Here is a 19,626-nt window from a genome sequence, read left to right on the forward strand (position 1 = left end):
CCCCGTTCTTCAACGGCTATCGTCCGCAGTTCTACTTCCGCACCACCGACGTGACCGGCGCCTGCGAGCTGCCCGAGGGCATCGAGATGGTGATGCCGGGCGACAACGTGAAGATGACGATCAAGCTGATTGCGCCGATCGCCATGGAAGAAGGGTTGCGCTTTGCAGTGCGCGAAGGCGGCCGCACCGTCGGTGCCGGCGTCGTCGCGAAGATCATCGAGTAAAGGCATGAACAACCAGAGAATTCGTATTCGCCTGAAGGCGTTTGACCATCGCTTGATCGATCAGTCGGCCCGCGAAATCGTCGATACCGCCAAGCGCACTGGCGCGCAGGTGCGGGGTCCGGTGCCGCTCCCTTCCAAGAAGGAACGCTTCACCATCCTCGTCTCGCCGCACGTCAACAAGGACGCGCGCGATCAGTACGAGCTGCGGACGCATAAGCGCCTCATGGATATCGTCGACCCGACCGACAAGACGGTCGACGCATTGATGAAATTGGATCTGGCCGCGGGCGTCGACGTCCAGATCAAGTTGAGCTGAGGACGAACCCATGGCGATCGGATTGATTGGGCGTAAGGCCGGCATGACCCGGCTGTTCAGCGAAGACGGAGACAGCGTTGCCGTCACCGTCATCGAGGTTCAGCCGAACCGGGTCAGCCAGGTCAAGTCCGCCGAGACTGACGGCTACAGCGCGATTCAGGTCGCCTTCGGGAATCGGAGGGCCTCGCGCGTGACCAAGCCGCTGGCCGGCCACTATGCCAAGGCGGGGGTGGAGGCAGGCGAGTGTCTGCGTGAGTTTCGTCTCGAGAGCGGTGAAGGTGCCGATCTCGCCGTCGGCTCCGAGATTTCGGTCGACATCTTCGCGCCCGGCCAGAAGGTCGATGTGCGGGGGGTCACCAAGGGCCGCGGTTTCGCAGGTGCGATCAAGCGGCACCATTTCGCCGGACAGGATGCCACGCACGGCAACTCGTTGTCACATCGTGCCCCGGGCTCGATCGGTCAGAACCAGTCGCCGGGTCGCGTCTTCAAAGGTAAGAAGATGGCGGGTCATCTTGGCGCGGCCAATCGTTGCACACAGAACCTAGAGGTCGTGCGTGTCGACGCCGACCGGCAGCTTCTGTTGGTGCGCGGCGGCGTTCCCGGTCCGACCGGCGGGCGGTTGGTCGTGTTGCCGTCCGTGAAGCACAAGAACAAGGGTTAAGCACTCATGGAGCTCAGGATAAGAAACGACGGCGGCGGGTCGAGTCTGCAGGTAGCGGACACTGTCTTCGGCGTCGACTACAAGCCGGGTCTGATTCACCAGGTCGTCAATGCCTACATGGCCGGCGCGCGCGCCGGAACCCGTGCGCAAAAGACGCGTGCCGAGGTCTCGGGCGGCGGCGCGAAGCCGTGGCGGCAGAAAGGCACCGGTCGGGCACGTGCGGGTAGCTCGCGCAGTCCGATATGGCGCTCGGGCGGCGTCACCTTCGCCGCGAAGCCCCAGGATTACAGCCAGAAGGTCAATCGCAAGATGTATCGTGGCGCAGTGCGCTCGATTCTGTCCGAGCTGGTTCGCCAAGGGCGTTTGGTCGTTGTCGACGATCTGCGTGTGGAGGGCCCGAAAACCAAGGGGTTGCTGGCACTTCTCAAGCGCCATGAGCTGTCGAACGTGCTCATGCTGACCGACGGTCTCGACGACAACCTATACTTGGCGTCGCGCAACATCCCGAAGGTCGATGTGATGGCGGTTCAAGACGTTGACCCGGTCAGTATGGTCGCGTTCGACACGGTGCTTGCCACCGAGGCTGCGGTGAAGTACTTGGAGGAGCGACTGGCATGAACAACGAGCGTCTCATGAACGTCCTGTTGGCGCCGCTCGTCTCCGAGAAGACGTCTCGGGCCGGCGATCTTGCCGGTCAATACGGTTTCCGTGTTGCGACCGATGCAAACAAGCGCGAAATCGCGCGCGCCGTCGAGCTGATGTTCAACGTCAAGGTCGATGGGGTGCAGGTCCTGAACGTCAAAGGAAAAAACAAGCGGCACGGCCAACGCCTCGGCAAGCGCAACGACTGGCGCAAGGCTTATGTGCGTCTCGAAGCCGGCCACGATATCGACTTCGGCGGCGGCGCCTGAACGGGCCGGCCCACAGCAGCGGATAGACCAAGATGGCAATCGTAAAGACCAAACCGACTTCGGCCGGGCGGCGTTTCGTCGTCAAGGTGCAGTCGCCCGAGCTGCATAAGGGCGCGCCCTATGCGCCGCTCGTCGAGAAGAAGACGAAGAACGGCGGGCGCAACAACCTCGGGCGCATCACAGTGCGTCACCAGGGCGGCGGACACAAGCAGCACTATCGCCTGGTCGACTTTAAGCGCAACAAGGAAGGGGTCCCGGCGGTTGTCGAGCGTCTCGAATACGACCCGAACCGTACAGCTCATCTGGCGCTTTTGAAGTATGCAGACGGCGAGCGGGCGTACATCATCGCGCCGAAGGGGCTTGCTGTGGGTGGCCGTGTCGAGGCCGGCGAGGCCGCGCCCATCAGCGCCGGCAACTGCATGCCATTGCGGAACGTTCCCGTGGGCACCCAGGTGCATTGCATCGAGATGCGGCCCGGGAAAGGTGCTCAGATCGCGCGAGCCGCCGGAAGCTCGGCACAACTTGTTGCACGCGATGGCAAGAGCGCGACTCTGCGGTTACGTTCCGGGGAGATGCGCAAGATTCACGTCGACTGCCGTGCCGTGATCGGCGAGGTCGGCAACAGCGAAAACTCTTTGCGCAAGCTCGGCAAGGCCGGTGCATCGCGCTGGCGCGGTGTACGGCCGACCGTCCGCGGTGTGGTCATGAATCCGGTCGATCATCCGCACGGCGGCGGCGAGGGCCGGACCTCCGGCGGACGTCACCCTGTGACACCTTGGGGCGTACCGACCAAGGGTCACAAGACACGCAAGAACAAGCGGACCGACGCGATGATCGTCCGACGTCGCGGACGCAAGTAAATAAGGCGAGGTTGAGCAAGTGCCACGTTCGATTCGAAAAGGACCCTTTGTCGACCACCATCTGATCAAGAAGGTCGAAGAGGCGGTCGCGCAAAACAGCAAGCGGCCCATCAAGACTTGGTCACGCCGGTCAATGGTGCTGCCCGAGATGGTTGGGTTGACCATTGCGGTCCACAACGGGCGTCTGCACGTGCCGGTGCTCGTCAACGAAAACATGATCGGCCACAAGCTCGGCGAATTTTCATTGACCCGGACCTACCGGGGACATGCCGCCGACCGCAAGGCGAAGAAGCGCTAGCCGGAGATGGGGATGCGAGCCGAAGCAACACTGAAATATGCACGGGTCTCGGCCCAAAAGGCCCGGCTGATCGCGGACATGATCCGCGGGCGCGACGTCGAAGAGGCACTGAACACCTTGACCTTCAGCACTCAAAAGAGTGCTCGGATCATCAAGAAGGTCCTGGAGTCAGCGGTCGCCAATGCCGAGCACAACGAAGGCGCCGACATCGACGAGCTTAAGGTCGCGTCGATCCAGGTCGACGAGGGCCCGACCATGAAGCGGATTCGCCCGCGTGCCAAGGGTCGTGCGAATCGGATTATGAAACGCACTAGCCACATTCGGCTGACCGTGGCGGAAGGCTAAGGGGACCAGTATGGGACAGAAAGTTCATCCGACCGGCATCCGCCTTGGCATCGTCAAGGATTGGACCTCGAAATGGTACGCAACGTCGAAGGACTATGCGAATTTCCTCAATACCGATATCGAGGTGCGGTCCTTCCTGCGCAAGGAATTGGCCAAGGCATCGGTGAGTCGGATTCAGATCGATCGCCCGGCGAAGAATGCGCACATCACCATTCATACGGCACGTCCGGGTGTAGTGATCGGCAAGAAGGGCGAGGATATCGATAAGCTGCGTGCCAAAGTCTCCAAGATGATGGGGATTCCGGTTCATATCAGCATCGAGGAGATCCGTAAACCCGAATTGGACGCGCAGCTGGTCGCCGAAGGCATTGCGCAGCAGCTCGAGCGCCGCATCATGTTTCGGCGTGCCATGAAGCGCTCCATCCAGAACACCATGCGGCTCGGCGCCGAAGGCGTTCGCGTCAATGTTGCGGGCCGATTGAACGGCGCCGAGATCGCGCGAACCGAGTGGGCGCGCGAGGGTCGAGTCCCGCTGCACACGCTGCGCGCCGACATCGACTACGGTTTTGCCGAGGCGCGGACAACCTACGGGGTCATCGGTGTCAAGGTCTGGATCTTCAAGGGCGAGGTGTTCGGTGATCAGATCCCCGAGGAACCGGCGCCGAAAGCGTCCGCGAGAAGGGGTTAAGTTATGCTGCAACCAAAACGCACAAAATTTCGGAAGCAACACAAGGGTCGTAATCGGGGTCTCGCCCAAAGCGGCAACAAGGTGAGCTTCGGTGACTTCGGTCTGAAGGCGGTCGGGCGTGGCCGGTTGACGGCGCGTCAAATCGAGGCTGCACGGCGCGCGATTACGAGAAAGGTCAAGCGTGGCGGGAAGCTCTGGATCCGGGTCTTTCCAGACAAGCCGGTCTCGAAGAAGCCTCTCGAGGTTCGTATGGGCAAGGGTAAAGGTAACGTTGAGTACTGGGTGGCTCTGGTGCAACCGGGCCTTGTCCTCTATGAGATCGAGGGCGTAACCGAAGAGCTGGCGCGCGAGGCTTTCGAGCTTGCCGCAGCGAAGCTCCCTGTGCAGACCACCTTTGAGCGACGGATGATCTTGTGATGAAGGCGAACGAGCTGAGAGGGCGCAGCCCCGAGGATCTCCAAAAGGAGCTGATGAACCTGTTGCGCGAGCAATTCAACCTGCGGATGCAGAGGGGCACCGGACAATTGTCCAAGCCCTCGAAAATGAAGGCCGTGCGTCGGGAGATCGCTCGTGTGAAGACGATTATGGGCGAGCAGAAGGCGGGTGCGACATCATGACCGAAGAGACGTCCAGCAATCCGAGCAGCAACCGTACCCTTGATGGACGGGTGACGAGTAGCGCGATGGACAAAACCATCACAGTGCTCATCGAGCGCAAGGTCAAGCATCCGCTGTACGGTAAGTTCATGCGCCGCTCGACCAAGATCCACGCACACGACGAAGAGAATGCCTGCGCCGAGGGTGATCTGGTTCGGGTCGAGCAGTGTCGTCCGTTGTCAAAAACCAAGACGTGGCGCTTGATCGAGATCATCGAAAAGGCCCGTTGAGGCCGGTCGTGGACACCACGCTTCCTTCAAGGTTGCCGTGGCCGCCGAGACAACCGGTCATCCGGGCAGCACAACAGGTTTAGGTAAACAACAATGATTCAGATGCAGACCGATCTCAGCGTTGCCGACAACAGCGGCGCCCGGCGGGTGCAGTGCATCAAGGTGCTCGGCGGATCGCATCGGCGCTACGCGGGCATCGGCGATGTGATCAAGGTCACCGTCAAGGATGCGATTCCGCGCGGTAAGGTCAAGAAGGGCGATGTCTACAACGCGGTCGTGGTGCGTACGCGCAAAGGCGTGCGCCGTCCGGACGGCTCGACCGTGCGTTTTGACGGCAACGCAGCCGTCCTCTTGAACAACCAGCTTCAGCCGATCGGGACCCGCATCTTCGGGCCGGTGACGCGCGAGCTCCGCGGCGAGCGATTCATGAAGATCATCTCGCTCGCGCCTGAAGTTTTGTAGGGGGTTGTGAGAGATGCAGAAGATTAAGAAGGGTGACGACGTCATGGTCATCACCGGCAAAGACAAAGGCAAGCGAGGCACGGTGTTGAAGGTGCTCGACAAGGATCATGTGGTCGTGGAGAACATCAACATTGCCCGGAAGCATCAGAAGGCGAATCCGCAGGCCGGCGAGCCGGGCGGGATCGTCGACAAGGTGATGCCGATCCAGGTGTCAAACGTCGCGCTCTACAACCCGCAGAAAGGCGGCCCGGATCGAGTCGGTTTCAAGATTCTCGAAGACGGCCGAAAGGTGCGCGTATTCAAGTCGGACGGCGAAGTCGTCGACGTCTGACCGAAGGAAACGAGATGACCAGACTACAGAAAGATTATCAGGAACGTATCGTCGGGCAGTTGCGCGAGCGATTCGGCTTCAAGAGCGTGATGCAGGTCCCGCGAATCGAGAAGATCACCCTGAATATGGGTGTCGGCGAGGCGATCGCGGACAAGAAGGTCATGGATAATGCCGTGGCCGATCTGCGTCTCATCGCCGGTCAGCAGCCGATCGTGACCTTCGCACGCAAATCCGTCGCGGGCTTCAAGATCCGCGAGGGTTGGCCGATCGGCTGCAAAGTCACACTGCGGCGCGAGCGGATGTACGAGTTCCTGGACCGTCTGGTCAGCGTCGCCATCCCGCGTATCCGGGACTTTCGCGGCCTGAGCGCGAAGGCGTTCGACGGACGCGGCAACTACTCGATGGGCGTGCGCGAGCAAATCATCTTCCCCGAGATCGATTACGACAAAATCGATACGCTGCGGGGACTGGATATCACCATCACGACGACGGCGCGGACGGATGAAGAAGGGCGTGCGCTGCTCGAGGCGTTCCACTTCCCATTCCGCACCTGAGGTCGAGACGATGGCGAAAAAGAGTATGATCGCGCGCGATCGCAAGCGCACCCTGATTGCAGCCCGCTTTGCCGGGAAGCGTGCGGCCTTGAAGGCCGTGATCAACGACCGCGGCGCAAGTGGCGAGCAGATCGAAGAGGCATTGGCCAAGCTGCAGCAACTTCCACGCGACGCCGGTCCGACACGCCAGCAACGCCGTTGCCGGGTCAGCGGGCGTCCGCATGCGGTCTACCGCAAATTCGGACTTTCGCGCAACAAGATCCGCGAGGCAGTCATGCGCGGCGACGCGCCAGGCGTGGTCAAGGCCAGTTGGTAGAGTACGAAGTCCAGATCCCTACCGATGCGGTCAACCAGGCCGTGTCGGTTCATTGAAACCTGACGGGTATCGCACCGAAGAGGTGGCCTGACCCCCGGAGAAGCTCATGAGTATGTCGGATCCGATTGCGGATATGCTGACGCGTATCCGCAACGGCCAGCAGCGCGGCAAGATCACGATCGCGATGCCATCGTCCAAGCAAAAGGTCGCGATCGCGAACTTGCTGAAGGCCGAGGGTTACATCGCCGACGCGACCGTCGAGGCGAATGGCAACAAACCCGAGTTGGTGGTCAAGCTCAAGTACTTCCGGGGTAAACCCGTGATCGAGCAGCTCACCCGTGTCTCGCGTCCCGGCCTGCGGATCTACCGCGGCAAGGACGACCTGCCCAAGGTGTGGGCGGGACTCGGGATCGCGATCGTCTCCACGTCTCAAGGCTTGATGACCGACCGTGCCGCCCGCCAAGCGGGGCACGGTGGCGAGATCATCGCCTACGTCGCTTAAGAGGATCCGATCATGTCACGAGTCGCAAAGGCGCCGATTGTCCTGCCGAAAGGTGTGACGGTCGAGATTTCGGGCCAGGACGTCAAGGTCAAGGGCTCGAAGGGAACCCTGGAGTGGTCTGTCCACCCCACGGTGAATATTTCGCAAGTCGACGGGGAGCTCCGCTTCGCTCCGACCGAAGGGCACGAGAACGCCTGGGCCATGGCAGGGACCACACGCGCTCTGCTGAACAACATGGTGGTGGGCAGCAGCACGGGTTTTGTGCGCAAGCTCTCGTTGGTGGGAGTCGGCTACCGCGCGCAGGCGAAGGGCGATGTGCTGAGCCTGAGCCTGGGTTTCTCCCATCCGATCGATTATCCGGTTCCCGCGGGCATCACCATCGAGACCCCGAGTCAGACGGAGATCGTCGTCACGGGTGCCGACAAACAGCGCGTCGGTCAGGTTGCCTCGGAGATCCGAGGATTCCGGCCGCCGGAGCCCTACAAGGGTAAAGGCGTGCGTTACGCGGACGAAGACGTCCTGCGTAAGGAAGCCAAGAAGAAATAGGGGTCTCAGATACAATGGACAAGAAACAAGCTCGCCTGCGTCGCGCGACGCGGGCACGGGCGAAGATTCGCGAGTTGGGCGTGTTTCGCCTGTGCGTCCATCGCACCCCGCGTCACATTTATGCCCAAGTCATAGCGCCGGAAGGCAATCGCGTCGTGGCCAGCGCCTCGACGGTGGAGCCGACGCTTCGCGAAGCCATTCCGGGTCACAAGGGCAACATCGGTGCGGCGGCGACCATCGGCAAGGCGATTGCCGAGCGTGCACTATCCGCCGGCGTCGAGTCCGTAGCCTTCGACCGCTCCGGGTTTCGCTATCACGGCCGTCTCAAGGCGCTGGCGGATGCCGCGCGTGAGAACGGGCTGAAATTCTAGGGGTAAGAGCATGGCGAACTTCAATCCTAAGAACGAGGGGGATGATCTCCTTGAGAAGCTGGTCGCGGTCAATCGCGTCGCCAAGGTCGTCAAGGGCGGGCGCCAATTCGGGTTCGCCGCCTTGACGGTGGTGGGCGACGGCAAGGGACGCGTCGGTTTCGGTCGCGGCAAGGCCCGCGAGGTGCCGGTGGCGATCCAGAAGGCGATGGAAAACGCACGCAAAAACATGATCGAGGTGAAGCTCAACGGCAGCACCCTGCAGTACCCGCTCAACGGGCGGCATGGTGCGGCCAAGGTCTTCATGCAGCCGGCATCCGAAGGTACCGGGATCATCGCCGGCGGCGCCATGCGCGCGGTCTTCGAGGTCTTGGGCGTCCAGAACGTGCTGGCTAAGTGCATCGGGACCAACAACCCGATCAACGTGGTTCGTGCGACGGTTCAAGGGCTACGGACCATGAACGATCCCGAGACCATTGCAGCGAAGCGCGGCAAGACGGTCGCCGAGATCCTGGGGTAGACGATGGCCGACAAGAAGATGATGAAGGTCAAGCTGGTGCGCAGCGTCTACGGACGCCTCGCCAACCACAAGGCTTGCGTGCGCGGTCTCGGACTGCGTCGCATGAATCATGTGGTTGAGGTCGAGGATACGCCCTGCACGCGCGGCATGGTGAACACTGTGTCTTATATGGTCTCGATCGTGGAGGAATCTCGCGATGCGGCTCAATGATCTCAAGCCCGATGCGGGCAGTCGTCCCGTTGCCAAGCGGGTCGGTCGCGGCATCGGCAGCGGCCTGGGCAAGACCTGCGGACGCGGCCACAAGGGGCAGAAATCCCGCAAAGGTGGTTTCCACAAGGTTGGCTTTGAAGGCGGACAGATGCCGTTGCAGCGTCGGCTACCGAAGGTCGGCTTCCGGTCCCGCACAGCGGCGACACGCGCCGAGGTTCGGCTGAGCGAGCTTGCACGTGTCGAAGGCGACACGATCGACCTGCTCGCGCTGGTCCAGGCACGTGTTCTGAGCCACTCGATCAAGAGCGCGAAGATCATTGCTTCGGGTGAGGTCGGGCGGGCCTTCACGGTTCGCGGAGTGGGTGTCACCAAGGGTGCCCGTGCCGCGATCGAAGCAGCCGGCGGCACGATCGAAGACTAGCTTAAAGGCACGAATCGGATGGCTAAGAAAGTCGGATCGATGGGTCAGTCGCTTGGCGGTATGGGGCGTCTGACCGAGCTGCGGGCGCGATTACTGTTCGTGGTTGGCGCCCTTCTGGTCTATCGCATCGGAACCTTCATTCCCGTTCCGGGCGTGAATCCCGAGGCGCTGGCCATCCTGTTCGACCAGAACCAAGGCTCCATCCTGGACATGTTCAACATGTTCTCGGGTGGAGCCTTGGAGCGTGCGAGTCTGTTTGCGCTCGGGATCATGCCCTACATCTCGGCGTCCATCATCATGCAGTTGATGACGTCCGTGGTCCCTAAGCTGGAGCAGCTGAAAAAGGAAGGCGAGTCGGGGCGCCGGAAGATCACCCAGTACACCCGCTACGGCACGGTGGTTCTGGCCACCTTCCAGGCCGTGGGGATCTCGATGGCGCTGCAGGGACAGACCGCCGGCGGCTCGGCTCTGGTCAGCCATGCGGGGATGGGCTTCGTCTTTACGGCGACGGTGTCGCTGGTCACCGGGACGATGTTTCTCATGTGGCTCGGCGAGCAGATCACCGAACGGGGCATCGGCAACGGCATCTCACTGATCATCTTCGCAGGCATTGTCGCAGGACTGCCGGCTGCGCTGGGCGGAACATTGGAGCTGGCGCGGACCGGCGAGATGAACTCTCTGGCCGTGTTGGCCCTGTTCGCCATGGCGCTCGCGGTGACGGCCTTCGTGGTGTTCGTCGAGCGGGGTCAACGTCGGATTACCGTGAACTATGCCCGGCGGCAGCAGGGGCGGAAGATGATGCAAGCACAGAGTACGCATCTGCCGCTGAAGCTGAACATGGCCGGCGTGATTCCGCCAATCTTCGCCTCGAGCATCATCCTGTTTCCCGGCACCTTGGGGCAATGGTTCGGGAGCAGCGAGGACATGCGTTGGTTGGCCGACCTCACCTCGAAGCTGTCGCCCGGCGAGCCCGTGTATGTCCTCTTGTATGCCGCCGCGATCATCTTCTTTTGCTTTTTCTACACCGCCTTGGTCTTCAACGCCAAGGATACAGCCGACAATCTGAAGCGCTCCGGTGCATTCATTCCCGGCATTCGACCGGGAGAGCAGACGGCGCGGTACATCGACACGGTCATGACGCGTTTGACCGCGGCAGGTGCGATCTACATCACCGCGGTGTGCTTGCTGCCCGAGTTCCTCATCGTCGGTTACAACGTGCCTTTCTACTTCGGCGGAACATCTTTATTGATCGTCGTCGTGGTGGTGATGGATTTCATGGCCCAGGTTCAAGCTCACTTGATGTCACATCAATACGAGGGCTTGATGCGGAAGGCAAACCTTAAGTCGCCGGGCGCCGGCATGCTGCGCTGATTGGCGCTTGAGTCTGAAGGAGTGAACAAATGAAAGTGCGAGCATCCGTTAAGAAGTTGTGCCGGAACTGCAAGATCGTCCGTCGCAACGGCACAGTTCGGGTCATCTGCAAAGATCCGCGACACAAGCAACGCCAGGGATAGGATCTCGGGCTTGATTGAAAGCTGCTCTTTGATATACTGCGCGGTTTACCCGCTTCGCAATTTGGATTTCAGGGGTTTCTAAGCTATGGCCCGTATCGCCGGCGTCAACATCCCGGACAAGAAGCACGCCGTCATTGCGTTGACTTCGATTTATGGCATCGGCCGCGTGCGTGCCGCTGTGATCTGCGACGCCGCCGGTGTGCCGCGCGATGCCAAGGTCCAGAGCCTCACGGAAGAAGAGGTCGACAAGCTCCGCAACGAGGTCGGCAAGTTCTCCGTAGAAGGCGATCTGCGGCGCGAAGTGTCGATGAACATCAAACGTTTGATGGACCTCGGCTGTAACCGCGGAATTCGGCACCGTCGCGGCTTGCCGTTGCGTGGTCAGCGGACCCGCACGAACGCACGTACCCGCAAGGGTCCGCGTCGTCCCATCAAACGATAAGGGCGCTTGGGCGCAGCGAAAGGGCTGGATAACCTCGAATGGCTAAACCGACTCGTACGATCAAGAAAAAGATCAAGAAACAGGTGGCGGATGGGATTGCTCACGTCCACGCCTCGTTTAACAACACCATCATCACCATCACGGACCGGCAGGGCAACGTGCTGTCGTGGGCGACCGCAGGCGGCTCCGGGTTCCGGGGATCGCGCAAGAGCACGCCTTTCGCTGCGCAGGTTGCGGCGGACAAGGCCGGCCAAGCGGTCAAGGACTACGGCCTGCGCAACCTCGACGTCAATGTGAAGGGGCCTGGTCCGGGTCGTGAATCGGCGGTGCGCGCACTCAACAACGCCGGATTCAAGATCACGAGCATTACCGACGTGACGCCGATCCCGCACAACGGCTGCCGCCCGCCCAAAAAGCGGCGCGTCTGATACAGGAACAGGTAGAGACATGGCACGTTATACAGGCCCAACCTGCAAACTCGCACGGCGCGAGGGGACCGATCTCGCGCTGAAGAGTCGCGCACGCTCGCTGGACACCAAGTGCAACCTTGAGAAGCAGCCGGGGCAGACCACGGATCGTCGGCGCCGGCTCTCCGATTACGGTGTACAGCTTCGTGAGAAGCAGAAGGTTCGCCGTATCTACGGGCTGATGGAGCGTCAGTTCCGTAATTATTACAAGAAGGCGGCTCAGGCCAAGGGTGCGACCGGTGAGAATTTGTTGCAGCTCCTCGAGCGCCGGCTTGACAACGTCGTGTACCGGATGGGATTCGGCGCTACTCGCTCCGAGGCACGTCAATTGGTCAGCCACAAGGCCATTTTGGTCAACGGCCGCGTCGTGAACATTGCCTCCTACCAGGTCGGAGCCGACGACCATGTGGAGGTCCGAGAGGTCGCGAAGAAGCAAGTGCGCGTCCAGAACGCGGTGGCGCTCGCCGAGCAGTACGGCTTCCCGGATTGGGTCGAGGTCGATACCAAAGGTTTCAAGGGCGTCTTCAAGCGAATTCCGGATCGCTCGGACCTCCCGGCCGACATCAACGAATCGCTGATCGTCGAGTTGTACTCCAAGTAAGGAGCTTCGTGAGGGGCACTGAATGACTGACGCTATTGGCGAATTTCTCAAACCGCGCATCGTACGGGTCGAGGCGGTCGACGGCAGCTCGACGCATGCCCGGGTTTCGTTGGAGCCGCTCGAACGCGGTTTCGGCCATACCCTAGGCAACGCGCTGCGCCGGATTCTCTTATCCTCGATGGACGGATGGGCGGTGACGGAAGTCGAGATCCAGGGCGTCCTGCACGAGTACACCACGATCCCGGGCGTTCAAGAGGATGTTCTCGAGATCCTGCTGAATCTGAAACAGCTCGCCATCTCGCTCAAGGGTAAGGATGAGGCGACCTTCACGGTGAGCAAGACCGGTCCGGGTGTCGTGACCGCAGCGGACATCGCAATCGATCATACCGCCGAGATCGCGAATCCCCATCTGGTCATTGCGAACATGACCGAGGGCGAGCTGAGCATGTCGATGACGATTCGGCGCGGGCGCGGTTACGAGCCGGCAACCCAGCGTGAGCTCGACGAGGGCGATGATCGCCCGATCGGCAAGCTGCCGCTCGATGCGTCTTACAGTCCGGTACGGCGGGTCTCGATCGAGGTTCAGTCCGCGCGCGTAGAGCAGCGCACTGATTTGGATCGACTCGTGATCGACTTGGAGACCAACGGAACCATCGATCCGCGCGAGGCGATTCAGCGGGCGGCGACGATTCTCAAGGATCAGTTGTCCAGCTTCGTTGCACTGGAGGGTTCCGGGCCGTCCGATACCCACGTCTTCGAGGCGCGTGACGAGTCGCCCTACGATCCGATTCTGCTCCGCCCGGTCGACGATCTGGAGCTCACCGTTCGCTCCGCGAACTGTCTGAAGGCCGAGAACATTTATCTGATCGGCGATTTGATCCAACGTACCGAGGTCGAGCTCCTCAAGACGCCCAATCTCGGCAAGAAGTCGCTGACCGAGATCAAGGACGTGCTCGCGACGCGCGGTCTTTCGCTCGGGATGCGTCTCGAAAACTGGCCGCCGGACAATATCGCCGAGCTCGGCATTCGCTAACGCTATTCGATTTAAGAACTACTCGGGATTAGGACCATGCGTCATCGCAATGCCGGAAGGCACCTCAATCGCACCGGCTCGCACCGCGAGGCCATGTTTCGCAACATGGCGGCGTCGTTGTTTCGCCATGAGTTGATCAAGACCACGCTGCCGAAGGCCAAGGAGCTGCGCCGGGTTGCTGAGCCTCTGATCACGTTGGCGAAGAGCGATTCCGTTCATACCCGCCGCCTTGCGTTCGCGCGTCTGCGCGATAAGGAAGCCGTCGGCAAGCTCTTCGTCGAGCTCGGGCCGCGCTATCAGTCGCGTCCGGGCGGCTACCTGCGTATTCTCAAGTGCGGCTATCGAGCCGGTGACTCTGCGCCGATGGCTTACGTCGAGCTGGTCGACCGTCCCGCCGACGCAGTGGCCGTTGAAGACGACGAGGATTGAGGTGCGTCTCGATACGTTCGTATGCGAAAGCCGGGCTCCTGCCCGGCTTTTTTGTTGAGTGATGTCGCCCATCCGGCGTGTTGTCCTCGTCACCGATTTCGGTGACGGGATCTATGGCGGTCAGATCCGCGCTCGGCTCGGGGATCTGCTGCCCGGGGTTCCGGTCGTGGATCTCGTTCACGACCTCCCGGCATTTCGCGTCGATTTGGCCGCCTACCTCTTGCCTGCACTCGTTCGCGACATGCCTCCAGGCTCGATCTATGTCTGTGTTGTGGATCCGGGTGTCGGGGGTGCGCGCGACGGGCTTCTGGTCCAGACGCGCGATTCCTGGTTCATCGGCCCCGACAATGGGCTGCTGGTTCCGCTCCTGCATCGTGCCGAAGGTGCCGCCGTGGATCGGATCGGCTGGTGTCCGTCCGTGCTCTCGGCGAGCTTCCACGGCCGTGATTGGTTCGCCCCCGCTGCGGCACGCCTGGCGGTCGGCGCGGACCTTCAGCTGTGCCCGATCGATCCGGCCGACATGATCGGATCGGACTGGCCGAGGGAGCGCGCTGCGGTCGTTTACGTCGATCGTTTCGGTAATCTGATGTCCGGGCTTCAGGCGACGGGTCGACCGAGGACGCAAGCGCTGCGCGTCGGGGAGCGCAGACTCCGCCATGCTCGGACCTTCTGCGAGGTCGCATCCGGCGAGGCGTTTTGGTACGAGAACGCATTCGGTCTCGTCGAGATCGCGGTCAACCTCGGTCGAGCAGATCGCGAGCTGGGCCTATCTCCGGGTGATCCCGTCGGTCCATTCCTGCCCCTCGGCTGAAGCGATGGTCGCACACGCCGATGCGCCACTCGGAGCCGCTGCTTCGGCCCTGATTCCCACGATATTTATCGTTCTTCCCTTGTGTGCGATGAGAGATATACTCGGCGCGGCATAGAGACGGTGTGTCCGTCGGACACCTGATGTCGTCTTTGTGTTTAATGCTCCAAGCTTCGAATAGCCTCCTGTACCGTTCGCGTCATTCTGATCCCGTCTCGTTTCGATTGACGGTGAGGGCTCGGAGTGCGCGACGAACGATCGATCCATCCCTATCGGAGAACGACATGGCGAACTTCGGCGATCTACTCGGTAGCTTCATTCAGAGCAACATGGCGCAGTCCGGCACGGGTCGGATGGGGAACGCGCTGCAGGATCTTCAGGCAAATCTCGGCCGGATGGTCGGCGGTCAGAACGCCGGCAGCGGTGGCGCCGGTGGCGAGATGCTCGGAAACCTCTTGGAGATGGCGAAGGGCACCCTGGGGAGCGCCTCGCAGAATCCCATGCAGGCCGGCGGGCTCGGTGCCGTGCTCGGGTCGGTCTTGGGCGGGGGCAGCGGCTCCGTGAAGGGAGCCATGACCGGTGGCGCGCTGGCGATGCTGGCCGGGATCGCCTACAAGGCGTTCACCGAATCGGGCCAAGCGGCTCAGGCGTCCGGGATTCCAGCCGCAAGCGGACCCGCAGAGCTGCCGTTGGGCCTCAGGGCCCCGCAGACCGCGGCGGAGGAGCAGGCCATGGAGAACACCGCGCAGTTGATCATCAAGGGCATGATCAACATCGCCAAGTCGGATGGTCAGGTGAGTGTGGATGAGATCCAGCGTATCGTCGGCAAGATCGAGGCCGCCGGCATGGGCGCGGACGCACAGGAGTGGTTGATGACGGAGCTGCGCCAACCGCTGAATCTCGACGCCTTCGTGGCCGAGATCCCGAGTCCCGAGGTGGCCGCCGAGGTCTATGCGGCGTCTCTGCTTGCGGTGGAAGTCGACACTCCGCAAGAACAGGACTATCTGCGCCGGTTTGCCGAGAAGGCCGGGCTGAATCCGCTCGTCGTGCAACACATCCACCAGTCGATGGGCGTGACATTCTGAGGGCGTCGGAACGGGACTTGCCGCGGGGTGCGGGGTCCAGGGCAGGATACGAAAGGTCGGACGTTCGCCCCCCGCCTTTCGCTGTCTCGGGATGTCATGGCGAGTGCGCGTCTCGAAGGAGGCGTGCCCGCGGTTGCCGCTCAGTCGTTCGCGCCGTCGGCGACATCGGGTTTGGGCTCGGCAGCGGCGGTCCGTCGCTTCCCGAGCGGTGCATGGCCCGCCTCGACCCCGCCGCCAACACCGATCTCGGTCTTGGGTCGGCGTCGTTTCCCGATGTTTTTGCGGTCGCGCAGACGGTCTTTCGGTTTGGGCGATTTGGTCTTCGCGGCGACGGCCTGCGCGACGGTTTTTTTCGCCCCCTTTTTCGCCCCCGAGCGTTTGATCGGCCCCCCTTTGTACGAGGCCTTGAGCCCTTCGATGCTGCGGCGCTCGAGACCGAGGTTCAGATACCGCTCGATGCTCTCAAGCCGATTCCATTCGGAGGATCCGACCAGCGAGATGGCCACGCCTTGCTCGCCGGCCCGGCCGGTGCGCCCGGTGCGGTGCAGATAATCGTCCCCGCTGCGCGGCAGGTCGAAGTTGATCACCCGCTCCACGCCGGGGATGTCGAGGCCGCGTGCCGCGACATCGGTGGCGATCAGGACGTTGACCCGGCCGCTGTGAAGCAGGCCGACGACGCGATTGCGCTCCCGTTGCTCAAGCTCCCCATGCAGCACGGCCGCGCGTTGACCCTCGCCGACCAGATAATTACCGAGCGCCGTCGCCCCGTCGCGCGTATTGGTGAAGACTAGCGCCTTCTCGTAGTTCTCGTTGCGAAGCAGCCAAAGGATCTGCTGCTGCTTGTGCTCCGGCCCGTCGCTCAAGAGCACCTGGTTCGTGATATTCGGGTGCTGCTCGCGCACCGGGTTGACCGTCAGCACGCGTGGCTCGCGCAGCAGGGGTTCGGTGATTCGACTCAGACCCCGATGGTGGAGGGTCGCCGAGAACAGCATGGACTGGCGGGCTGGGTTGGTCCGACCGATAATGGTCAGGACATCGTCGACGAATCCCAGGTCGAGCATGCGGTCGGCCTCGTCGAGGACCAGGATCTCGAGGTCGCTCAGGTCCGCCTCGCCCATTTCCAGAAGCTCAAGCAAGCGACCGGGGGTCGCGACCAGGATCTCCGGGTTCTTGCGCAGAGTCGCGATCTGATGACCCTTGGAGTCGCCGCCGGTGATCACGCCGTTGTTCAGGCGCGTATAGCTGCCGAGGCGCGTGAAATGCACATGGATCTGGCGGGCCAGCTCGCGGGTCGGCACCAGGATCAGAGCGCGCGTCCCGCCGCCGGGGCGGCGCTCGCCGAGCAAGCGCTCCATGATCGGCAGCAGAAAGGCGGCGGTCTTGCCCGAGCCGGTCGCGGCCGAGACCAACAGATCCTGACCCTCCATCGCGGCCGGTATCACCTGCGCTTGGACTTCGGTCGGGGTCTCGAAACCCTCTTTCTCCAGTCCGCGTATGAGCGCGTCGGGAAGCAAAAAATCAGCAAAGTTCCTGTTCATAGTCGTCACGATACACCAAATCCGAGCCTTCGCGGCAGGCCGGGTGCGTTGGCGAGTCGGCTCGGCGAGAGCCAATGCCCATTCATGCTCGTGTGCACCGTGTTTCGGAGATCCCATGCCGACTCTTGATCCGGCGCTTGCGCCGGTTTCGCCGCAGGCCGCAAACAGCTATGACACCCATGCGGGCGCCATGGCCGGCCGCGTCTCGCAACTGATGGCCCGGCATCCGTATCTGAACACCTTTCTCGGTGGTCTCCCCTTTCGGCTGCTCGAGGCAAACCATCGCAATCACGCCGCCTTCATGTCCGAGGTCTTGAGAACCAACAACCTCGACCTCTTGGCCGAGACGCTGCCCTGGGCCTATTTTGCGTACGCGAATCAGGGTGTGTCGGTTGACTACTTCGCGGCAGAGCTCGAGCTGTGGATCCAGGTCATCGTCGACTCTCTTTCCCGCGAGGAGGCCGAGGCCATCCTCCCGATCTACCGTTGGATGCTGCGGGTGCACCCGGAGACCGTCCGCGAGGCCGCGCACTATGCGTCCGAGCCGGCCCCCGTTCCTGCCGATCGGGCGGCAGACTATGTCGAGATCCTCGATCGCTTGGTCGCGGGCGATCACTCGGCGGTCATCGAGCGTTGTCGGCATCTGCTCGCTGCAGGTATATCCTTCTCGCATCTGCTCCAGACGATCTTCTACCCGGCGATGGTGGAGATCGGCGCACGTTGGGAGCAGGGTCGCCTCTCGGTGGCGATTGAGCATCAGTCGACCGCGATGGTGTATCGCATTCTCTCCTCCCTCTACTACGAGCAACCCTTCCCGTCGATTGCCAGGGGAAGGGCGCTGGTGGCTTCGGTGACGAACGAGTTTCACGAGCTTGGTGCCTGGATGGTGACCACCTGCCTGGAGCTTGACGGCTGGGATGTGACCTATCTCCCGCGAGATTGTCCGCTCGATCTGGTGGTCGAGACCGCCTTGGCGGAGACCCCTGCGTTTGTCGCCTTGTCGGTCGGAATGCCCAGTCACGTGCAGTCTGCCCGCGCGACGATCGGCGCCCTGCGCGAGGCGCTCGGCCCCGGATCCCGGACCAAGATCCTGGTCGGCGGGCGTGCCTTTACGACGACTCCGTCACTGATCAAGTCGGTCGGCGCCGATCTCTTTCTGGCCGACTGCGAGTCGGCCGTGGCTTGGGCGAGAACGCTGGAGGCACCCTAATGGAGGCCGGCAAAACGGCGTCGATGGGGCATGCCTCCGCGCTCGACCCGGATTTTCTCTGGGCACTGTATAGCTACGTCATGGATTCGGGTCGGCTGCTCGTGGTCGAGGTCGATCGCGACGGCTGCATCATCGACTCGAACCTGACCTTTCGCTCGCGCTTCGCCGGGTTTGCAGGTGTCCGCGGAGAGCGCTTGTCCCGTTTTCTGAGCAGCGGAAGCGGTGAGCTGTTGGATATCGAGCCGGGCCTGCCTCGGCGCACGCCGATGGCTCGGGTCTTTACGACGCCGCTCGGCGGCGAGACCTATCTCTTCCATGCCTACCCGAGCGGGCAGGGTATCGTGCTCATTGGCGAGTTGGCCAACGGCGCGGAGAGCGACGTTGTCGAGCGGATGGGCAACCTCGCGATGGAGATGTCGCGTTTGGTGCGAGATCTGCGCAACACCAATCGGGAGCTCGCGCTCGCCAACGAAACCAATCAAGCCCTGGCACGCACGGATCCACTGACGAATCTCGCCAACCGTCGCTTCTTCATGGAGCGCTTCGACGACGAGATTGTGCGGGCTCGCATGAGCGACGCCCCATTGTCCCTGGTCATGGTGGATCTGGACCACTTCAAGCAGATCAACGATCGTTTCGGTCACGCCGGTGGCGACCTTGTGCTGGTCGCCTTTGCCGGTCTGCTGCAATCCCGGGTCAGGACCGGGGATCTTCCGGGGCGGCTCGGCGGGGAGGAGTTCGCCGTCTTGATGCCCGATGCGGGTGTTCAGACGGCAGTGGATGTTGCCGAACGTCTGCGCACGTCTCTGGCCGATCTGCGCCCTCTCGACGCAGCCTATTGCATCACGGCGAGCTTGGGTGTCGCGGAGCGCCGACCCGAGGAGGCGGCGGATGAGCTCCTGAGACGGGCCGACGATCTGCTCTATCAAGCCAAGAACACCGGCCGTAACCAAGTTGTCGCCTCGAGCGCAGCAGCGTTCGATCGGCCCTGAAACGGGGCGAACTGCCGACAAAGTGGCCGTCATGGATGGGGTCGGGGTGCCTCGCGTGGTAGACTTCATCGGCTAACCAAACAGCACA

The 19,626-nt window shown here is 62.1% G+C and carries 33 protein-coding genes and 1 pseudogene; 33 read left to right on the plus strand and 1 reads right to left on the minus strand.

The genetic code is table 11. From position 1 onward, the window contains the following. The 31 genes and pseudogenes from tuf to AADX97_RS23545 form a co-directional block, all read left to right on the plus strand. A pseudogene (tuf, locus tag AADX97_RS23395) lies at window positions 1-224 on the plus strand (elongation factor Tu); the annotation flags it as partial. Between the two features lie 4 nt (window positions 225-228). Next, window positions 229-540, plus strand: coding sequence for a 30S ribosomal protein S10 (gene rpsJ, locus AADX97_RS23400; protein WP_007191159.1), 312 nt, complete (start codon window positions 229-231; stop codon window positions 538-540). A 10-nt stretch (window positions 541-550) separates the two neighbouring features. Continuing rightward, the gene (gene rplC, locus AADX97_RS23405; RefSeq protein WP_374234975.1) at window positions 551-1,201 is read left to right on the plus strand and encodes a 50S ribosomal protein L3; all 651 of its coding nucleotides are present in this window, start codon (window positions 551-553) and stop codon (window positions 1,199-1,201) included. Between the two features lie 6 nt (window positions 1,202-1,207). Next, entirely contained in the window at window positions 1,208-1,819 is a 612-nt protein-coding gene (gene rplD, locus AADX97_RS23410) for a 50S ribosomal protein L4 (RefSeq protein WP_374234976.1), read from the plus strand. Continuing rightward, complete coding sequence (gene rplW / locus AADX97_RS23415) at window positions 1,816-2,112, plus strand: 50S ribosomal protein L23 (protein WP_374234977.1); 297 nt, start codon at window positions 1,816-1,818, stop codon at window positions 2,110-2,112. The genes rplD and rplW overlap by 4 nt, the downstream gene beginning before the upstream one ends. A 32-nt stretch (window positions 2,113-2,144) precedes the next feature. Next, window positions 2,145-2,972, plus strand: a complete 828-nt coding sequence (gene rplB, locus AADX97_RS23420; RefSeq protein WP_374234978.1) for a 50S ribosomal protein L2 — start codon at window positions 2,145-2,147, stop codon at window positions 2,970-2,972. Window positions 2,973-2,991: 19 nt separating this feature from the next. Beyond that, on the plus strand, window positions 2,992-3,270 hold the full coding sequence (gene rpsS / locus AADX97_RS23425; protein WP_374234979.1) for a 30S ribosomal protein S19: 279 nt from the start codon (window positions 2,992-2,994) through the stop codon (window positions 3,268-3,270). Window positions 3,271-3,282: 12 nt separating this feature from the next. Further along, window positions 3,283-3,615: a 50S ribosomal protein L22 gene (rplV, locus tag AADX97_RS23430; protein ID WP_374234980.1), complete on the plus strand. Its 333-nt coding sequence runs from the start codon at window positions 3,283-3,285 to the stop codon at window positions 3,613-3,615. 10 nt (window positions 3,616-3,625) lie between these two features. Continuing rightward, window positions 3,626-4,303 carry a 30S ribosomal protein S3 gene (gene rpsC / locus AADX97_RS23435; RefSeq protein ID WP_374234981.1) on the plus strand — a complete coding sequence of 226 codons (678 nt, stop codon included), beginning with the start codon at window positions 3,626-3,628 and terminating at the stop codon, window positions 4,301-4,303. Between the two features lie 3 nt (window positions 4,304-4,306). Further along, window positions 4,307-4,720, plus strand: coding sequence for a 50S ribosomal protein L16 (rplP, locus tag AADX97_RS23440; RefSeq protein WP_093027490.1), 414 nt, complete (start codon window positions 4,307-4,309; stop codon window positions 4,718-4,720). Beyond that, the gene (gene rpmC, locus AADX97_RS23445) at window positions 4,720-4,920 is read left to right on the plus strand and encodes a 50S ribosomal protein L29 (protein WP_374234982.1); all 201 of its coding nucleotides are present in this window, start codon (window positions 4,720-4,722) and stop codon (window positions 4,918-4,920) included. The genes rplP and rpmC overlap by 1 nt, the downstream gene beginning before the upstream one ends. Next, window positions 4,917-5,189 (plus strand): 30S ribosomal protein S17, encoded by a 273-nt coding sequence (gene rpsQ / locus AADX97_RS23450; protein WP_374234983.1) that lies wholly within the window; start codon window positions 4,917-4,919, stop codon window positions 5,187-5,189. Before rpmC ends, rpsQ begins: the two co-directional genes overlap by 4 nt. 93 nt (window positions 5,190-5,282) lie before the next feature. Further along, window positions 5,283-5,651: a 50S ribosomal protein L14 gene (gene rplN, locus AADX97_RS23455; protein WP_007191148.1), complete on the plus strand. Its 369-nt coding sequence runs from the start codon at window positions 5,283-5,285 to the stop codon at window positions 5,649-5,651. Window positions 5,652-5,664: 13 nt separating this feature from the next. Then, entirely contained in the window at window positions 5,665-5,982 is a 318-nt protein-coding gene (rplX, locus tag AADX97_RS23460; protein WP_120795548.1) for a 50S ribosomal protein L24, read from the plus strand. Window positions 5,983-5,996: 14 nt separating this feature from the next. Beyond that, window positions 5,997-6,536 carry a 50S ribosomal protein L5 gene (rplE, locus tag AADX97_RS23465; RefSeq protein ID WP_374234984.1) on the plus strand — a complete coding sequence of 180 codons (540 nt, stop codon included), beginning with the start codon at window positions 5,997-5,999 and terminating at the stop codon, window positions 6,534-6,536. 10 nt (window positions 6,537-6,546) lie between these two features. Continuing rightward, window positions 6,547-6,852 carry a 30S ribosomal protein S14 gene (rpsN, locus tag AADX97_RS23470; RefSeq protein WP_374234985.1) on the plus strand — a complete coding sequence of 102 codons (306 nt, stop codon included), beginning with the start codon at window positions 6,547-6,549 and terminating at the stop codon, window positions 6,850-6,852. A 106-nt stretch (window positions 6,853-6,958) separates the two neighbouring features. After that, window positions 6,959-7,354 (plus strand): 30S ribosomal protein S8, encoded by a 396-nt coding sequence (gene rpsH / locus AADX97_RS23475; protein ID WP_120795546.1) that lies wholly within the window; start codon window positions 6,959-6,961, stop codon window positions 7,352-7,354. Window positions 7,355-7,366: 12 nt separating this feature from the next. Further along, the gene (gene rplF / locus AADX97_RS23480) at window positions 7,367-7,900 is read left to right on the plus strand and encodes a 50S ribosomal protein L6 (RefSeq protein ID WP_374234986.1); all 534 of its coding nucleotides are present in this window, start codon (window positions 7,367-7,369) and stop codon (window positions 7,898-7,900) included. A gap of 14 nt (window positions 7,901-7,914) precedes the next feature. Further along, window positions 7,915-8,271, plus strand: coding sequence for a 50S ribosomal protein L18 (gene rplR / locus AADX97_RS23485; RefSeq protein WP_213462001.1), 357 nt, complete (start codon window positions 7,915-7,917; stop codon window positions 8,269-8,271). A gap of 10 nt (window positions 8,272-8,281) precedes the next feature. Beyond that, a complete protein-coding gene (rpsE, locus tag AADX97_RS23490; RefSeq protein ID WP_093027509.1) occupies window positions 8,282-8,788 on the plus strand; it encodes a 30S ribosomal protein S5 in 507 nt (168 codons plus the stop codon). 3 nt (window positions 8,789-8,791) lie between these two features. Next, window positions 8,792-8,998: a 50S ribosomal protein L30 gene (rpmD, locus tag AADX97_RS23495; RefSeq protein WP_374234987.1), complete on the plus strand. Its 207-nt coding sequence runs from the start codon at window positions 8,792-8,794 to the stop codon at window positions 8,996-8,998. Further along, complete coding sequence (gene rplO, locus AADX97_RS23500; RefSeq protein WP_374234988.1) at window positions 8,985-9,419, plus strand: 50S ribosomal protein L15; 435 nt, start codon at window positions 8,985-8,987, stop codon at window positions 9,417-9,419. The genes rpmD and rplO overlap by 14 nt, the downstream gene beginning before the upstream one ends. A gap of 18 nt (window positions 9,420-9,437) precedes the next feature. Beyond that, window positions 9,438-10,790 carry a preprotein translocase subunit SecY gene (gene secY, locus AADX97_RS23505; protein ID WP_374234989.1) on the plus strand — a complete coding sequence of 451 codons (1,353 nt, stop codon included), beginning with the start codon at window positions 9,438-9,440 and terminating at the stop codon, window positions 10,788-10,790. 29 nt (window positions 10,791-10,819) lie between these two features. Beyond that, window positions 10,820-10,933 (plus strand): 50S ribosomal protein L36, encoded by a 114-nt coding sequence (gene rpmJ, locus AADX97_RS23510; protein WP_374234990.1) that lies wholly within the window; start codon window positions 10,820-10,822, stop codon window positions 10,931-10,933. An 85-nt stretch (window positions 10,934-11,018) separates the two neighbouring features. After that, window positions 11,019-11,375, plus strand: a complete 357-nt coding sequence (gene rpsM / locus AADX97_RS23515) for a 30S ribosomal protein S13 (RefSeq protein ID WP_093027517.1) — start codon at window positions 11,019-11,021, stop codon at window positions 11,373-11,375. 38 nt (window positions 11,376-11,413) lie between these two features. Continuing rightward, window positions 11,414-11,803, plus strand: a complete 390-nt coding sequence (gene rpsK / locus AADX97_RS23520) for a 30S ribosomal protein S11 (protein WP_007191136.1) — start codon at window positions 11,414-11,416, stop codon at window positions 11,801-11,803. Between the two features lie 19 nt (window positions 11,804-11,822). Beyond that, entirely contained in the window at window positions 11,823-12,443 is a 621-nt protein-coding gene (gene rpsD / locus AADX97_RS23525; protein ID WP_374234991.1) for a 30S ribosomal protein S4, read from the plus strand. Between the two features lie 22 nt (window positions 12,444-12,465). Next, window positions 12,466-13,476 carry a DNA-directed RNA polymerase subunit alpha gene (locus tag AADX97_RS23530; protein WP_374234992.1) on the plus strand — a complete coding sequence of 337 codons (1,011 nt, stop codon included), beginning with the start codon at window positions 12,466-12,468 and terminating at the stop codon, window positions 13,474-13,476. A 36-nt stretch (window positions 13,477-13,512) separates the two neighbouring features. Further along, a complete protein-coding gene (gene rplQ, locus AADX97_RS23535) occupies window positions 13,513-13,905 on the plus strand; it encodes a 50S ribosomal protein L17 (RefSeq protein ID WP_374234993.1) in 393 nt (130 codons plus the stop codon). Between the two features lie 61 nt (window positions 13,906-13,966). After that, a complete protein-coding gene (locus AADX97_RS23540) occupies window positions 13,967-14,716 on the plus strand; it encodes an S-adenosyl-l-methionine hydroxide adenosyltransferase family protein (protein ID WP_374235033.1) in 750 nt (249 codons plus the stop codon). 281 nt (window positions 14,717-14,997) lie between these two features. Beyond that, window positions 14,998-15,798 (plus strand): tellurite resistance TerB family protein, encoded by an 801-nt coding sequence (locus tag AADX97_RS23545; RefSeq protein ID WP_374234994.1) that lies wholly within the window; start codon window positions 14,998-15,000, stop codon window positions 15,796-15,798. A 140-nt stretch (window positions 15,799-15,938) separates the two neighbouring features. On the opposite strand, the gene AADX97_RS23550 is transcribed toward AADX97_RS23545, so the two are convergent. Next, window positions 15,939-17,336: a DEAD/DEAH box helicase gene (locus AADX97_RS23550; protein ID WP_374234995.1), complete on the minus strand. Its 1,398-nt coding sequence runs from the start codon at window positions 17,334-17,336 to the stop codon at window positions 15,939-15,941. A 115-nt stretch (window positions 17,337-17,451) separates the two neighbouring features. Here AADX97_RS23550 and AADX97_RS23555 point away from each other — a divergent pair, with 115 nt between their 5' ends. Beyond that, window positions 17,452-18,546: a B12-binding domain-containing protein gene (locus tag AADX97_RS23555; RefSeq protein WP_374234996.1), complete on the plus strand. Its 1,095-nt coding sequence runs from the start codon at window positions 17,452-17,454 to the stop codon at window positions 18,544-18,546. Beyond that, window positions 18,546-19,538, plus strand: a complete 993-nt coding sequence (locus AADX97_RS23560; protein ID WP_374234997.1) for a GGDEF domain-containing protein — start codon at window positions 18,546-18,548, stop codon at window positions 19,536-19,538. Before AADX97_RS23555 ends, AADX97_RS23560 begins: the two co-directional genes overlap by 1 nt. Window positions 19,539-19,626 lie beyond the last annotated feature (88 nt).

Source organism: Thiocapsa sp. C2-2m (assembly GCF_041903745.1).
GTDB classification, from domain to species: Bacteria; Pseudomonadota; Gammaproteobacteria; order Chromatiales; family Chromatiaceae; genus Thiocapsa; species Thiocapsa roseilacustris.

Bases quoted from the DNA above. Each gene is read 5' to 3' on its own strand.
- rpmD (WP_374234987.1), top strand. From the start codon at position 8,792: ATGGCCGACAAGAAGATGATGAAGGTCAAGCTGGTGCGCAGCGTCTAC.
- rpsQ (WP_374234983.1), top strand. From the start codon at position 4,917: ATGACCGAAGAGACGTCCAGCAATCCGAGCAGCAACCGTACCCTTGAT.
- rpmJ (WP_374234990.1), top strand. From the start codon at position 10,820: ATGAAAGTGCGAGCATCCGTTAAGAAGTTGTGCCGGAACTGCAAGATC.
- rplE (WP_374234984.1), top strand. From the start codon at position 5,997: ATGACCAGACTACAGAAAGATTATCAGGAACGTATCGTCGGGCAGTTG.
- rplX (WP_120795548.1), top strand. From the start codon at position 5,665: ATGCAGAAGATTAAGAAGGGTGACGACGTCATGGTCATCACCGGCAAA.
- rplN (WP_007191148.1), top strand. From the start codon at position 5,283: ATGATTCAGATGCAGACCGATCTCAGCGTTGCCGACAACAGCGGCGCC.
- rplD (WP_374234976.1), top strand. From the start codon at position 1,208: ATGGAGCTCAGGATAAGAAACGACGGCGGCGGGTCGAGTCTGCAGGTA.
- rplV (WP_374234980.1), top strand. From the start codon at position 3,283: ATGCGAGCCGAAGCAACACTGAAATATGCACGGGTCTCGGCCCAAAAG.
- rpsM (WP_093027517.1), top strand. From the start codon at position 11,019: ATGGCCCGTATCGCCGGCGTCAACATCCCGGACAAGAAGCACGCCGTC.
- rplR (WP_213462001.1), top strand. From the start codon at position 7,915: ATGGACAAGAAACAAGCTCGCCTGCGTCGCGCGACGCGGGCACGGGCG.
- rpsK (WP_007191136.1), top strand. From the start codon at position 11,414: ATGGCTAAACCGACTCGTACGATCAAGAAAAAGATCAAGAAACAGGTG.
- rplP (WP_093027490.1), top strand. From the start codon at position 4,307: ATGCTGCAACCAAAACGCACAAAATTTCGGAAGCAACACAAGGGTCGT.
- AADX97_RS23545 (WP_374234994.1), top strand. From the start codon at position 14,998: ATGGCGAACTTCGGCGATCTACTCGGTAGCTTCATTCAGAGCAACATG.
- rplO (WP_374234988.1), top strand. From the start codon at position 8,985: ATGCGGCTCAATGATCTCAAGCCCGATGCGGGCAGTCGTCCCGTTGCC.
- rpsD (WP_374234991.1), top strand. From the start codon at position 11,823: ATGGCACGTTATACAGGCCCAACCTGCAAACTCGCACGGCGCGAGGGG.
- rplB (WP_374234978.1), top strand. From the start codon at position 2,145: ATGGCAATCGTAAAGACCAAACCGACTTCGGCCGGGCGGCGTTTCGTC.
- rplF (WP_374234986.1), top strand. From the start codon at position 7,367: ATGTCACGAGTCGCAAAGGCGCCGATTGTCCTGCCGAAAGGTGTGACG.
- rpsN (WP_374234985.1), top strand. From the start codon at position 6,547: ATGGCGAAAAAGAGTATGATCGCGCGCGATCGCAAGCGCACCCTGATT.
- rplQ (WP_374234993.1), top strand. From the start codon at position 13,513: ATGCGTCATCGCAATGCCGGAAGGCACCTCAATCGCACCGGCTCGCAC.
- AADX97_RS23530 (WP_374234992.1), top strand. From the start codon at position 12,466: ATGACTGACGCTATTGGCGAATTTCTCAAACCGCGCATCGTACGGGTC.
- rplC (WP_374234975.1), top strand. From the start codon at position 551: ATGGCGATCGGATTGATTGGGCGTAAGGCCGGCATGACCCGGCTGTTC.
- AADX97_RS23560 (WP_374234997.1), top strand. From the start codon at position 18,546: ATGGAGGCCGGCAAAACGGCGTCGATGGGGCATGCCTCCGCGCTCGAC.
- rplW (WP_374234977.1), top strand. From the start codon at position 1,816: ATGAACAACGAGCGTCTCATGAACGTCCTGTTGGCGCCGCTCGTCTCC.
- rpsE (WP_093027509.1), top strand. From the start codon at position 8,282: ATGGCGAACTTCAATCCTAAGAACGAGGGGGATGATCTCCTTGAGAAG.
- rpmC (WP_374234982.1), top strand. From the start codon at position 4,720: ATGAAGGCGAACGAGCTGAGAGGGCGCAGCCCCGAGGATCTCCAAAAG.
- AADX97_RS23555 (WP_374234996.1), top strand. From the start codon at position 17,452: ATGCCGACTCTTGATCCGGCGCTTGCGCCGGTTTCGCCGCAGGCCGCA.
- rpsC (WP_374234981.1), top strand. From the start codon at position 3,626: ATGGGACAGAAAGTTCATCCGACCGGCATCCGCCTTGGCATCGTCAAG.
- secY (WP_374234989.1), top strand. From the start codon at position 9,438: ATGGCTAAGAAAGTCGGATCGATGGGTCAGTCGCTTGGCGGTATGGGG.
- rpsJ (WP_007191159.1), top strand. From the start codon at position 229: ATGAACAACCAGAGAATTCGTATTCGCCTGAAGGCGTTTGACCATCGC.
- AADX97_RS23550 (WP_374234995.1), bottom strand. From the start codon at position 17,336: ATGAACAGGAACTTTGCTGATTTTTTGCTTCCCGACGCGCTCATACGC.
- AADX97_RS23540 (WP_374235033.1), top strand. From the start codon at position 13,967: ATGTCGCCCATCCGGCGTGTTGTCCTCGTCACCGATTTCGGTGACGGG.
- rpsH (WP_120795546.1), top strand. From the start codon at position 6,959: ATGAGTATGTCGGATCCGATTGCGGATATGCTGACGCGTATCCGCAAC.